The following is a 12,543-nucleotide window of genomic DNA, read 5'->3' as shown; positions in this document are numbered from 1 at the left end:
AAAATAATTTAGTAATTATAGGATGTTGTTCAACTATCATTACCATGTAGTTGAACAACACTTCTGTTAAATATTAATGAGAGAACGATTAGTTTCGATCTTCATCCTATAAAGGTTCATTATCCGTACTTGTTCCTCAGTTAATTCTTCTTTATCCCAATACATATGCATTAAGCTATATTCAAAAATCCCCTTTAATTTAATAAACATAGGCAACTGGTCTATCATCTCTTTAGGTAGTTCATTTTCTTTTTGATATCCTTCAAATAGTGCTTTTGTAATAGAATACTCATAGTCAACGATATTCCCATTTCCAGCAAATGAATATTCTATCGCACTATAAATAGGAACTGCTAAATCAAATATGTAAAAATGTTTTTCACAGTCTTGAAAATCAATCATTGTTAAGTTTGAATTGTTTTCAACTAAAATATTTTCTAACCATAAATCACCGTGGATTAAGCCGTAATTCGAAGTAGATTTTTCTAGCCCTTTTATAGAAGTTAAAACGTCAGATGCAATTTCTCTTATAGTAGTTTCTTCTTTAGGGATATACTTAAGAAAATTATATTCTTCATTTTCATACCAATCGTTTATATGTTTAACTGGTTTAGTCTTTTCAAAGCTTTTAGAAATACGATGTAATTTTCCAATTTGTTTACCAAGCTTTTTAAATATATTAGAATCCCATTCGCACCTTGGTAAATGTATACCTGGAGCTGCTTTATATAATACGGCAAAAATCTCTTTATCTAATGTTAACTTTTCTACAAAATTCCCTTGCAATGAAGGGACGATTGGTGGAACAGCTAAACTGTTTTGGTATAAAAAATTCGTATATGTAACTTCTTCTAATTGTTCTTCATACGTTTTATAGTTTGTAACTCTAATGAAGTATGTACCTTGTTCAGTGAGACATTTATACATTTCATTTGTTATTGGTTGAATGTTAATAAAATTCAACGGATATAGTTCATTTATGAATTGAAGTATTTCTTTTTCTAGTTTGTTCATTGTAACGTCCTTTCTAAATTTTTATTTTTTATTAGAGAATTAAAAGAATCTTATTTTACATCATATTTCATTTTTGAAATCCTTTAAAATGAAATATGATGTAAATCGACCTTTAATAATTAGTTAGATCTTACCAGCATACGAATGAACACTAAATTGAAAAATGAATAGAAGGTATGTCAAAATAAGATAGATAACAAATATAAAATTAATACACTTACAGAATGGCTCATGTTATTAAACACAAGAAATATCAAAAGAATGAAACGCATTTCTCTTATACTTTTTATAAGGAGTGAAGGAAATGAATGAACATATACAGCAGATGATTGATTGGATTGAGCGCAATTTGAAAAAAGGATTTTCATTAGATGAATTATCTCGTTACATGGGGTATTCTCCTTATTATTGCTCTTTTAAGTTTCATCAAGTAACAGGTTTCAGTATTAGACGCTATATTCTTCTTAGAAGATTATATTTATCTACAGAAGATTTAAAGAATAGTAGGAAAATAATTGAAATCGCATTGGATTACGATTACTCTTCCCAAGAAGCTTATAGTAGAGCTTTTAAAAATGTTTTAGGAATAAATCCAAGAGAATACCAACTTAACAAAATGCCTATTCAATCATTTGTTAAACTCAACTTAAATAAAGAAGGGGTGTTTACTATGAATAATTCTAGAAGAATAGAGGTTGAACAGTTACGAAATAGGAAGAGTGAGCTATTTGATAAAGAGGTACTTAACATATTAAATGGTCAAGTTATGTATGAAGAATTTAAAAATAAAAAGCTAATGGGTGATTCTGATTATGCCCCATTTAATGAAGCGATGTGCGTAAACCGAGTTACTACACGAGTTTTTGATGAAGAATTTATTAAGACAAGGGCAACAGGACATAACAGTTCAGTAGAAAGTTACACAAAAAAGGTTATAGATCCATTAAAGAAACTTTTTACGAAAGAGTACAAATGTATTGTTTTATGGTTTGGTGAAGATATGTTTTGTCAAATGAACTTACTTACAATACTTTCATACCTTGAACATTCTCGTTATGAGGGGAAGGTATACTTAAATAGCTTCAGAGAAGATGAATTTAAAGTAAGTCAAACTGAAATGAAGTTAGGTAACTATCATTATGTATATAAAGAAGTGTTGGTGAATTATAAAAAACCATCTATTGAATTAATGCCAATAATGTATCAGTCTATAGATTTATATTTAGAAATGCTAAAAGAAGACAATGCTGTAATGAAATTTATCTTTAAAAATAAAGACGAATCAACTCAAGAATTATTAACGAAGTTGTTTCAAGTTTTTCCAACAATTGGATATGGAGATACTCAGTACATAGAATTGATTAATAAAATAAAGAAGAAAACTACACCTAAAATATAGGTGTAGTTTTCTTCTTATAATTGCTCAAGTAATTCTAATTCTTTTTCTACAAATGCCATTAATTCTTTAATTGTTTCGCCAGAAAAATCAAAACGAATTCCAGCTGCTTCATACACTTCTTTTATAGATTGCGAGCTTCCTAGTGATAATGCCTTTTTATAATTTTCTAGTGCTTGCTTTGGATCCTCTTTATATTGTTTATACATTTGTAATGCACCCAGTTGGGCGATCGCATATTCAATATAATAAAATGGTACTTCAAAAATATGGAGTACAGGTAACCAACTCGTTGCTATCCAGTTTTCGTAGCCATCAATATGTATGACGCTAGACTGATAATGTTTTTGAAGTTGTAAGTATTTTTCATTTCTTTCTTCAGAAGTATGACTTGGATTTTCATACAGCCAGTGTTGAAATTGATCGACAATAAGCATAATAGGTAAATATGAAATAACATCTTTAAAGAAGTTAATTTTTGCTTGTTTTAAATCTTTTTTGTCTGTATAGAAGGTATCCCAATAATTAAGCGAGAATAACTCCATTGTCATACTGGCTAGTTCAGCTGTTTCAGCTGGAATTTCTATATACTGTCGTAATTTTAATGATTTTATGAGTTCGTTATGAATACTATGACCCATTTCATGTATAAAAGTGATAATATCATCTTGTGTATAATTTAAGTTCATAAAAATAAATGATAATTGTGAAGCTGGTAAGTACTCACAAAAGCCTCCAGCTGCTTTTCCTTTGCGGCTTGTTAAATTAAGACAATCGTGTTTATACATTCGGTTTAATAGTGTTGAAAATTCAGCATCTAGTTTATTAAAGATATGAGTGCTCTTTTCAATTAAATCATTTTCATTTGCAATGGGTTTAAGGATCTTTTGATCTGGAGTTACAGCTGATACATCCCACGGGCGAAGCGTATTCACTTGTAGTTTCTCTTTTTTCTCTAGTAATATTTTATCTTTAAGAGGCACAACATACTTACGTATGGATTCAGCTAGTTCATAGCAATCTTTTGCTGAATAATCAAAACGCTCGTATTTCTTGAACATATAATCACGATAATTCTCTAGTTGAGTATTGTTTGCTTTTTGATGGCGAATTTCAATTAATTGATTTAATATGTTTTGGAGTTCTTTTTCAACAGATAAAAATTGTTCAGAAATAATGGTTTTTGCCTTTTTACGGGTGTCACGATTCGAATCTTGTAAATAGGATTGTAATTCTGTTATCGTTTTTTCTTCTCCGTCCCAAATTCCAATTAATCCTCCTGTGATTTCAAAGTACTCTGTGATTAATTTGTCTTCTTTTATTTCTAATTCGATATTTTCCTCACAAAATAACTTTTGAGCATTTTTTATTTTTGCATCCAATAAACCATATACGTTAGAATCTAATTCCATTCGAAATGGTGACTCTAAATATTTATTATCCAATAAATTTTGGTACCGCTTTAAAAGTGGCTTTACAAATTGTTGATCATGTTCAAAAGTATCTTTTATTTCTTCATCATCCGTATTACATTGAAAGGCGATATAATGTGATCTTAATTGTTCTTCGATTTCCCAAATCACTTTTGACTGCTCTTTTAACCAATTTTCAAGGTCTAGTTTTGAAGAAATCATTTTATTTAATAAAGTCGAAAGCGTTTTTTCCAATTGTAGTACATTACTAATATCAATCGTATTTACACGTTGCATTATATATCCCTCACTTTTTATTTATTCATGAAGATATTCTATTTATTAATTGTAATTTCCTTTTTAAGAGGAGAAAATGTGAAATAATGTTAAATTTTAAAATTATAGAAGGTATTTATATGTGAAAGTAAAAGTTTATCGTAAATGAAAATTTACGGAGGGAAGTGCAATGAAAAGAGGAAAGAAGTTGATTGTATTTTTATTTTCAATTGCTTTATTGTGTGCTTGTGAGTCTGAAATGGAAGAATCCAAAAGTGAAGATTCTATAGTTATGGATATTGCTACAGCGACAGTCAAGGAGGAATCTTTTTTTAGTGCTGCTATATGGGATGAAAAGGAAAGAATAGTAGATTTAGAGATTGCTGATAGCGAAAATGTTAACGAAATAAAAAAAGAAATTGATAAAAGATTGCAAATTCAAGGCATTATGTCTTATAAAGTAAATATATCTCAAAGAAACAAGGAGATTGTAAATGCAGAACATAGATGGGAGTTAGTTTTTGGACAGATATTTGATGACGTATTCAGAAAAAATGGATATGAAGGGTTTGGGATTCAGCAAATAAATTATAAAAAGAATCAACCTGTTACCATAGATATAAAAACTAAGATTAGCGATGATGAAGTAGGGGCGAGAGAACTTGGACAGAAAATAGAAAAAGAAGTTGAAGGTGTACTTAAAACAGAAGCAGTAAAGAAATGGATTGAAAATGATTCATATGCTATTGGGATTTACGATATAGATAATCGAAAAATTAACTAATTGAGGAATGAATGCTATATGGATGAAAAATCGATGTAATTAAATATAAAATTGCTGAAGGAGGTGTAAAATGTATAAGTATTTACGTATTTTTAATGATATAGAAAACATGATTGAACATGGAGAAATAAAAGAAGGAAAGAAATTACCGTCTATACGATCGCTTGTTACACAATATGAATGTAATAAGGCGACAGTTATACGTGCACTTCATGAATTAGAAAAGCGTCATATTATATATTCTGTCCCTCAAAGTGGTTACTACGTTGTTAAGAAATCTAGGAGTACCATAGAAAATAACGAGATAATTGATTTCGCTTCTTCAGCACCAGATCCAGATGTTTTCCCATATTTAGATTTTCAGCATTGTATGAATAAGGCAATTGATACTTATAAAAATGATTTGTTCGTATACGGAACACCGAAAGGGTTACCATCTTTAATTCCAGTCATTCAAAAACAGTTGGCAAATTATCAAGTGTTCACGAAAGAAGACAATATTTTTATAACATCAGGTGTGCAGCAGGCACTTGCAATATTAACTTCTATACCATTTCCAAATGAAAATGAAACAATATTAGTTGAACAGCCAACGTATCATTTATATATAGAATATCTAGAAATAAATAAAGTCCCTGTAATCGGTATTAAACGTACGAATGAAGGTATTGATTTAAATGAATTGGAGCGTATTTTTCGAACTGGTAAAATAAAATTCTTTTATACAATACCGAGATATCATCATCCACTTGGAACCTCTTATTCTAAAGATGAGAAAGAAAAAATAGTACTATTGGCTAAGAAATATAATGTATTTATAGTAGAAGATGATTATTTAGCAGATTTAGAAACGGATTCAAAAGCCGATCCTTTATATAGCTTGGATCATAGTAATCATGTTATATATTTGAAAAGTTATTCGAAAATTATTTTTCCAGGTTTACGAGTTGGTGTAGCAGTTATTCCACCGGTTATTTCGAGTGCTTTCCATACATATAAAAAGATTTTAGATATCGATAGCCCAATGATATCCCAAGCTGCTTTAGAAATTTATATAAAGAGTGGCATGTTCGAACGCCATAAAAATAAAATTAAATCTTCCTATAATAATAGATCTAAAAAACTAGCAGAAGCATTAGAAAGAATGCATAGTGAAAACCCGCTTTTATTCACATATAAAAAGCAAAATACAATTGGAATCCATACTTGTTTAGAAGTACATAAAACAAGTATTTCGGACATGTTGATACAAAGACTAAGTGAAATACAAATCAGTATTGATTCGATTGATAAAAATTATGTGAGAGGTTTTCCGAAACAAAGACTATTAAAGTTAAACGTATCGAATGTAAAGGAAGATAGGATTGAGGAAGGAATTCGTAAAGTGGTGGAGGAAATCAAACAAGTGGAACGTCTAAATTTTCAATTTAAAAAAGAATAAATTGAATTAGGAGGTTTGTTGTGAGACGCAAAATGATTCTCTTGTTTGTGTGTATCACTGCAATAATTGGAGCTATAGTTGTGACTAATTATTATAAAAAAGATGATCAATGCATTGCGGTTGGTAAGTATTCAAGAGGTATTATCATAGGTCAAAATAATGAACCTATATTTAATGTGAAAATTTATCCTTTTAGGCAAGAAAACTCCATCTGATTTGTGTTACGGGTGAAACCCAACAATTCAGGTGGAGATGAATTGCCGTCAGCAGGTAGGCTGAACTCTTTTGTTTCGCTCATAATAATATTTGAGGGCGAATGTTTGTTTCTTTTTTTCTTACGATATCATGTAGATAAAGAGGAAATAGATTGTAAGACAACGAAATTAGATAATGATTCTCATTCCGCTACTTGTTCCATTTCTTTCTACATATTAATTTGTCAAAAATAATTTTAATACTCCCTCTAAGAAAGGTGGTGAAAACAATGACTAGAAAGAAAGCAGTGAAAGTATTACGGAAACAAAAGAAAAGAGAAAACATGCAACGATTCACGCAGAAACAGAATATCGGACGAGCTTGTCTGACTGCAAAAGAATTCCGCTTACTACAACGCATGTCACACAGTTCAAAGGCATTGAGGAATGTTGGATTGTACACGATGAAACAAAGCTATTTGAACGATAATAAAATGGCTACTGTAAAAGAAGTGGACACTGCCATGCAAGCCGATACGAATTATTGGGGCGTTCAATCAAATTCTGTTCAAGCGATTCGTAGAGCCTTATTTACAGAAGTGAAGAGCTTTTTTAAGGCATTGGAACAGTGGAAGAAAAATCCTGAGAAGTTCACAGGTCGTCCGAAGTTTCCGAATTATTCTCGTTCCACTGACAAGCGAATCATTGAAATCTATCAAGTGCCAAAAGTGGATGAGAACGGGTATTGGATGATTCCGATGAATGTTGCATTCAGAAAAAAATTCGTTTCCATTAAAATACGTATGCCAAAAAACTTAAGAAATAAAAACATCTCCTACATTGAGATTGTACCGAAGCAAAAAGGTCGGTTCTTTGAGGTGCATTACACATATGAAATGAACGTTTCTCAAATGAAGAAACCATCCACGACCACGAGTAACGCTTTGAGTTGCGATTTAGGTGTAGACAGATTGTTAAGTTGCGTAACCAATACAGGTGATGCCTTCTTAATTGATGGAAAAAAACTAAAATCCATAAATCAATACTTCAACAAAATAATATGTAACCTCCAACAGAAAAATATGGACAATGGAATTTCAAAACGTATTGTAACGAATAAAATCGCTGCACTTTGGCATAAACGAGAAAGACAAATAAACGGTTACATTGCACAAGCGCTAGGCCTATTGTTCAAAAAAGTGAAAGAATTCGATATAGATACGGTTGTCGTAGGGTATAACGCTGGTTGGAAACAGAAATCTCATATGGGGAAAAAGAATAATCAAAAGTTTGTTCAAATCCCATTTCAAAAATTGATTGCAGCGATTGAGAATAAATGTGTAAAAGAAGGCATCCGATTTTTCAAACAAGAAGAAAGCTATACTTCAAAAGCTAGTTTTCTTGATAAGGATCCGGTTCCAGTTTGGTCTAAGGATGATAAGACACAGTATCGCTTTAGTGGCAAACGAATTACGCGTGGTCTGTATCAAAGTAAAGCAGGAACATGTATCCATGCTGATATTAATGGTGCGCTGAATATATTGAAAAAATCAGGAGTTGTAGAACTGGATGAAAATCTGAAAGTGAAAACGCAGATTCTATTAGAAGTGCAAAAACGTAAGGCTATTGCCTCACGCATAGCTTAGTGGGTGCGTCAACCATCCATGTGTACGCGGCTTGTCGGGGCTTGTAGCACACGCCGGAGTCATCTGAGTGGTGGCTTCTTCCATAAGGGAGAACCGCTCTTTTTCGAAAGGGTGGTGCAAGTGGGAAAACAATCGTTCGTTGTCAGTACCAACCAAAAACAGACTTGGGGTGTTACCATAAGGTAGCATGAATGCTAGAGCGTCAAACTGTCTAGCGATAGACGAAAAGACCTAGTGTTCGAACTCAAGCCCCCACTGAAAGGTTTTATCTCAGTGGGGGTAGTTGACGAAGGTTCTATTAAAGGTAAGGAACGCAATATTTCAAATGCAGAAGGTGAATTTGAAATACTAGATGGGGTATGTGGTGAGATTGTTTTACAATTCGTTACTCCAGATGGAGAGATCTATACGAGGAAATATGATAGGAAGCATCATATACCAAAAGTTATAAAGCTTAAGTAGAAACATAAAGGTGAATAAGATGAAACCATTACGGAAAAAGTAGCAGTTGTGGTCGGAGCAACTATATATGTAACTGGATAATTATATATTTTTTAAGAGCACTCTTAGCAAAGGGTGCTCTTTTTCATCATAAATATTTACTTAGCATCTTTTTAAAGTGATTTTTATCATAATTTACATATTGTGTAGCTGTATTTCGTATTGGATCTCCCGCGTAAAATCTTTCGTATAATTCGTGTCTTGATCCTAATGGGCTTCCAATAATATCCCAGGCTAACTTAAATAATTTTGTGCGTTGTTCGGCATCTATATTTGTTCCTTTAAAGTGCTTTTTTAATAAATCAGCTATTGGACTCTGGAAATCAATCGAGCTTGAAGGAAGTTGAATGAAGCCACCTGCTCCAATTAATTGTAAAATTTCTATTGCGCGGGGATAATATTTAGAACCAAGATTCCTTGCAGTTTCGATATATTTAAAGTTTGGTAAATAAGTTTTTGTTTCATTTGTACTACCTTCAACTTCTGCAGCAATTAAAAGTGCGCGAATTGTTTCGATTTGCATAATTAATTCTCCAAGTTTTTCTTGAACATGCAAATAAGTATGAGCTCCAATTGCTTCAGCAATTTCAAAAGCAATCGCAGTTATAAATTCTAGCTTTATTAGTAGTCGTACTATAGCTTGATGATAAGCTAAACTACTAGAAGCCGTATCGGATTTTATAGCCCATATTGCTTCTGGATTATTATAAAGTAAAACACGTTCCCAGGGGACAAATACATTATCAAAGATTAATAGTGCATCCATTTCATCGTACTGTGAGCTAATAGGGGAATCAACTGTGCTTGAAGTTGTATTTGCATATGGTTCTCTACAAACCATATGTAATCCTGGAGAATTGGCTGCCACGATAAGAAAGTGAGCTAAATCTTTTTGGGCGTCAGTCAGTTTTGTTAATGGGTAGATTAATAAATCATTTGAATAAGGAGAAGCAGTTCCTATCATTTTCGCACCACTTAAATAAATTCCATCAGAAGTTTCCTTTGTAACTCTTAGCAACCCTAAGTCATTTGCATTTAACATTGATTCTGTTGAGCGATTTATTTGTGGATCACGTTGGACCACACTTAAAAACAAGTGATTATCCCTAGCTTTTTCGTAATAAGATGCGATTTTATCTGGAAACTGTGCATCGAACTTTTTATAAAAATCTCTTGATACGTACCAGCCAGTAAGTCTCGATCTTGCGTAATCAGATAGTCTACTCATTACACCGTCTGTAGCATAACTCCATGTTTCAAATGCAGTTCTTCTCATTAATAATTCATTATAGGAATTCGGAACTAAAAATGATTTATGAACAAAGTCTTTCGTTTTTGGGCTCACATATCCAATAGAATCTCTCTGTTTGGGATCATCAAATAACGAAAATAAATTAGAAATGGTACATAGTGTCCCCGCAAAATTGTTGTCTGTAGTTACATCTACTTTTTTTCCATACAGCCAAACATTTCGACCATCTTGTAAGCTCTTTATATAGTGATCCTTTAAATTTTGCATATTTCCTCCTTTTAAAGACTACTCATATATTTGTACATCTTTTAATGGTGGTGAATATACATGGAATGTTATTGCTGTTGAATCTGTAGCATTATACATTTTATGCACAGTATCTTTTTTTACGGTGAAAATATTTCCCTCTGTAAACTCTTCAATCCGTTCGCTATTTTTTTCGTACGTAATATTTTGTAGCGTACCATTGACTATTAATATACATCCTATAGATATTCCGTGATCATGAATAAGAGTCTTTGCTTTGCTAGGGAAATTTAATACTAAAATCTCCACAAATTCAGACTTATAGATAACATTTCTTCCGTATTCAAGGTTAAGTGGTGAAGTAATAAAAGGAGATATTTTATGAAGTGTAATATTTAATGATTGAATAGCGGATATTAGATTTGCCGTATCGTAGTCACATAAGTTATGAAACGCTTTTTTTATGTTATGAATCAATTGCATGTAAAACTTCCTCCTAAGCATGTACAGTAAAAGAAAAAGTAATCTAATATTATATAGAGCGTAGTTAATTACATAATATTGTATTGAAACATTAAAAAAAAGTGACTTCTTTTACTTAGGAAGATTATTTAATTCGAAAATTATGGTAGTTAATTCCATTAACATGATATGCTTGAACTATATACTTTTTTATTGGGAAGGTGATGAAATAAATGGCAGTTCTTTTAGTGGAAAATCTATATCAAATGTCTATTGTTTTATTACTTCTATGTTCATTTTGTTTTTATAGATATTTAAAGAAAATAAAAAGGGAAAGAAAGCTTACAGGTTTTGAAATTACGATGTATATCATGACGCAACTTGCGTATTTCATTTGGGCGGCAACAACTTTTCTTAAAATGTTATCAGAATAGTTAATTTATGGTTAATTGTTTATTAGGTGCTGGGCAGAAATGTACGGTAAATAAAGGCAAAGGACAAAGATAGGCTTATAGATTAGGTAAATAAATATAGTCGGTATCTAGATCGATTACAATATCACTTATAATGTCTTTACAAAAAGAGCGGGGAAGACATTCATAATTATGTCGAACACAAAACAAATCAATGACACCACCGTTAGAAATCCCCTCATGTTTTACATTCAAATACATCCTCTTTAATTTCGTAATTGAAACGCATTGCCCAGCTACATACTCATTTATACCATATCCATCAAATTCAATTATCATATTATCACTGTTGGGTGCTAGCCAACGTTATAGCTTAAATTTTTGATGAATCTATTATACATTGTTTGAAATTTAGTGAGAATATATTTTTATAAAATGAGAGGGTTATAAATGGAACAAAATAAATTAGTTTTAGAAGGACCAAAATACCTTAAGTGGAAAACGTGTAGAGTAAAGTCTATACAGGATGATGAAATTATCGTTAAAACAATTGCAGGTGCAATAAGCATTGGAGCAGAGTTACCGCAGTATAAAGGATCCGATGTTACAGATACGAACCATTTTTATCCAAGAAAAACTGGATATGAAAGTTATGGTGAGGTTGTTCGAGTTGGGAATAAAATAACAAATTTAAAAGTAGGTGATAAAGTAGTTTCTTTTTATGGACATGAAACGATAGGAATAGTTAAGGGGCATAAAGTGATTCGAGTTCCTAATTCAATAAAACCTAAAGTTGCTTTATTATCTATTCTTTCGTGTGATGCTGCTAAAGGAGTATTAAAACTAAATATGCGACAGGATGAAAAAGTACTTATAACTGGAATGGGAGTTATTGGTTTACTCGCTTGTTATTTTTTAAAATACTATGTAGGTGTTAAGCATGTAGATGTTGTTGAACCTAATAAAAATAGAAGAGATTTTGCAAAGAATTTTGGTGCGAAAAACATATATGAATCAGAAGAACAAATAATAGAAACATATAATTACGGTTTCGAATGTTCTGCTACAAATATCGGATTTCATACATTGCAAAAAGCACTTAACAGTAATAGTGAAATATGTATACTTTCTGATGGGAATTTAGAGGAACTAACATTAATCGCTAATTTTTATGAGAAAGAACTGCGGATCATTGGTTCAAGTGACGGATATAATTATCAACAACATGCAGATTGGTTTTTTAGTCAAATAGAACAAACACCATGGATAGAAGAGATTTTTCAACATGAAATACAACATACAGGACTCATTCAATGTTTTGAGGAATTAAGTCAAGGAATAATTACCCCTTTAAAAGTATTTGTCTCATATGAATAATGAACAAAATGACCTGGTACTTGTCACATAGCCCACATATGTTTAGACACTAATATGATAGCAGAGCGCGGAGTAACATGTACGGGGATTCTTTAATAGGTACAACGGGTTGTGAAAACAGAGAATGGT

Annotated in this window: 11 protein-coding genes and 2 pseudogenes; 8 read left to right on the top strand and 5 right to left on the bottom strand. The window is 31.6% G+C overall.

All coding sequences use genetic code 11. The features are described from left to right. Window positions 1-66 precede the first annotated feature (66 nt). Window positions 67-1,014 (bottom strand): phosphotransferase enzyme family protein, encoded by a 948-nt coding sequence (locus MR079_RS12470; protein WP_242294054.1) that lies wholly within the window; start codon window positions 1,012-1,014, stop codon window positions 67-69. Window positions 1,015-1,318: 304 nt separating this feature from the next. Here MR079_RS12470 and MR079_RS12465 point away from each other — a divergent pair, with 304 nt between their 5' ends. Next, the gene (locus tag MR079_RS12465) at window positions 1,319-2,413 is read left to right on the top strand and encodes a helix-turn-helix domain-containing protein (RefSeq protein ID WP_242294053.1); all 1,095 of its coding nucleotides are present in this window, start codon (window positions 1,319-1,321) and stop codon (window positions 2,411-2,413) included. Window positions 2,414-2,427: 14 nt separating this feature from the next. Here MR079_RS12465 and MR079_RS12460 read toward each other — a convergent pair whose 3' ends face one another. Beyond that, window positions 2,428-4,119, bottom strand: coding sequence for a M3 family oligoendopeptidase (locus tag MR079_RS12460; protein WP_242294052.1), 1,692 nt, complete (start codon window positions 4,117-4,119; stop codon window positions 2,428-2,430). A 169-nt stretch (window positions 4,120-4,288) separates the two neighbouring features. On the opposite strand from MR079_RS12460, the gene MR079_RS12455 reads away from it, so the two are divergent. The 5 genes and pseudogenes from MR079_RS12455 to MR079_RS12435 all read left to right on the top strand — a co-directional run. Continuing rightward, window positions 4,289-4,882, top strand: a complete 594-nt coding sequence (locus MR079_RS12455; RefSeq protein ID WP_242294051.1) for a DUF4030 domain-containing protein — start codon at window positions 4,289-4,291, stop codon at window positions 4,880-4,882. A gap of 70 nt (window positions 4,883-4,952) precedes the next feature. Further along, window positions 4,953-6,323, top strand: a complete 1,371-nt coding sequence (locus MR079_RS12450; RefSeq protein WP_242294050.1) for an aminotransferase-like domain-containing protein — start codon at window positions 4,953-4,955, stop codon at window positions 6,321-6,323. 20 nt (window positions 6,324-6,343) lie between these two features. Further along, a pseudogene (locus MR079_RS12445) lies at window positions 6,344-6,511 on the top strand (carboxypeptidase regulatory-like domain-containing protein); the annotation flags it as partial. A 296-nt stretch (window positions 6,512-6,807) separates the two neighbouring features. Further along, window positions 6,808-8,163 (top strand): RNA-guided endonuclease TnpB family protein, encoded by a 1,356-nt coding sequence (locus MR079_RS12440; protein ID WP_242294049.1) that lies wholly within the window; start codon window positions 6,808-6,810, stop codon window positions 8,161-8,163. Between the two features lie 288 nt (window positions 8,164-8,451). Continuing rightward, window positions 8,452-8,625, top strand: a pseudogene (locus tag MR079_RS12435) (carboxypeptidase regulatory-like domain-containing protein); the annotation flags it as partial. A 127-nt stretch (window positions 8,626-8,752) separates the two neighbouring features. On the opposite strand, the gene MR079_RS12430 reads toward MR079_RS12435, so the two are convergent. Both MR079_RS12430 and MR079_RS12425 read right to left on the bottom strand, forming a co-directional pair. Further along, the gene (locus MR079_RS12430; RefSeq protein ID WP_242294048.1) at window positions 8,753-10,183 is read right to left on the bottom strand and encodes a 4-hydroxyphenylacetate 3-hydroxylase family protein; all 1,431 of its coding nucleotides are present in this window, start codon (window positions 10,181-10,183) and stop codon (window positions 8,753-8,755) included. Window positions 10,184-10,201: 18 nt separating this feature from the next. Next, window positions 10,202-10,645, bottom strand: coding sequence for a cysteine dioxygenase (locus tag MR079_RS12425; RefSeq protein WP_001176000.1), 444 nt, complete (start codon window positions 10,643-10,645; stop codon window positions 10,202-10,204). Window positions 10,646-10,857: 212 nt separating this feature from the next. Between MR079_RS12425 and MR079_RS12420 the strand changes: the two genes are divergently transcribed. Next, window positions 10,858-11,058: a hypothetical protein gene (locus tag MR079_RS12420; RefSeq protein WP_048554549.1), complete on the top strand. Its 201-nt coding sequence runs from the start codon at window positions 10,858-10,860 to the stop codon at window positions 11,056-11,058. A 75-nt stretch (window positions 11,059-11,133) separates the two neighbouring features. Here MR079_RS12420 and MR079_RS12415 read toward each other — a convergent pair whose 3' ends face one another. Beyond that, entirely contained in the window at window positions 11,134-11,376 is a 243-nt protein-coding gene (locus MR079_RS12415) for a hypothetical protein (RefSeq protein WP_049111239.1), read from the bottom strand. A 111-nt stretch (window positions 11,377-11,487) separates the two neighbouring features. On the opposite strand from MR079_RS12415, the gene MR079_RS12410 reads away from it, so the two are divergent. After that, window positions 11,488-12,414, top strand: a complete 927-nt coding sequence (locus MR079_RS12410) for an alcohol dehydrogenase catalytic domain-containing protein (RefSeq protein WP_242294047.1) — start codon at window positions 11,488-11,490, stop codon at window positions 12,412-12,414. The last annotated feature ends 129 nt before the right edge of the window (window positions 12,415-12,543 follow it).

The sequence above is a fragment of the Bacillus cereus group sp. BfR-BA-01381 genome (assembly GCF_022663555.1).
Lineage (GTDB): Bacteria > Bacillota > Bacilli > Bacillales > Bacillaceae_G > Bacillus_A > Bacillus_A pacificus.
This window is presented reverse-complemented; position numbering and strand designations above follow the sequence as displayed.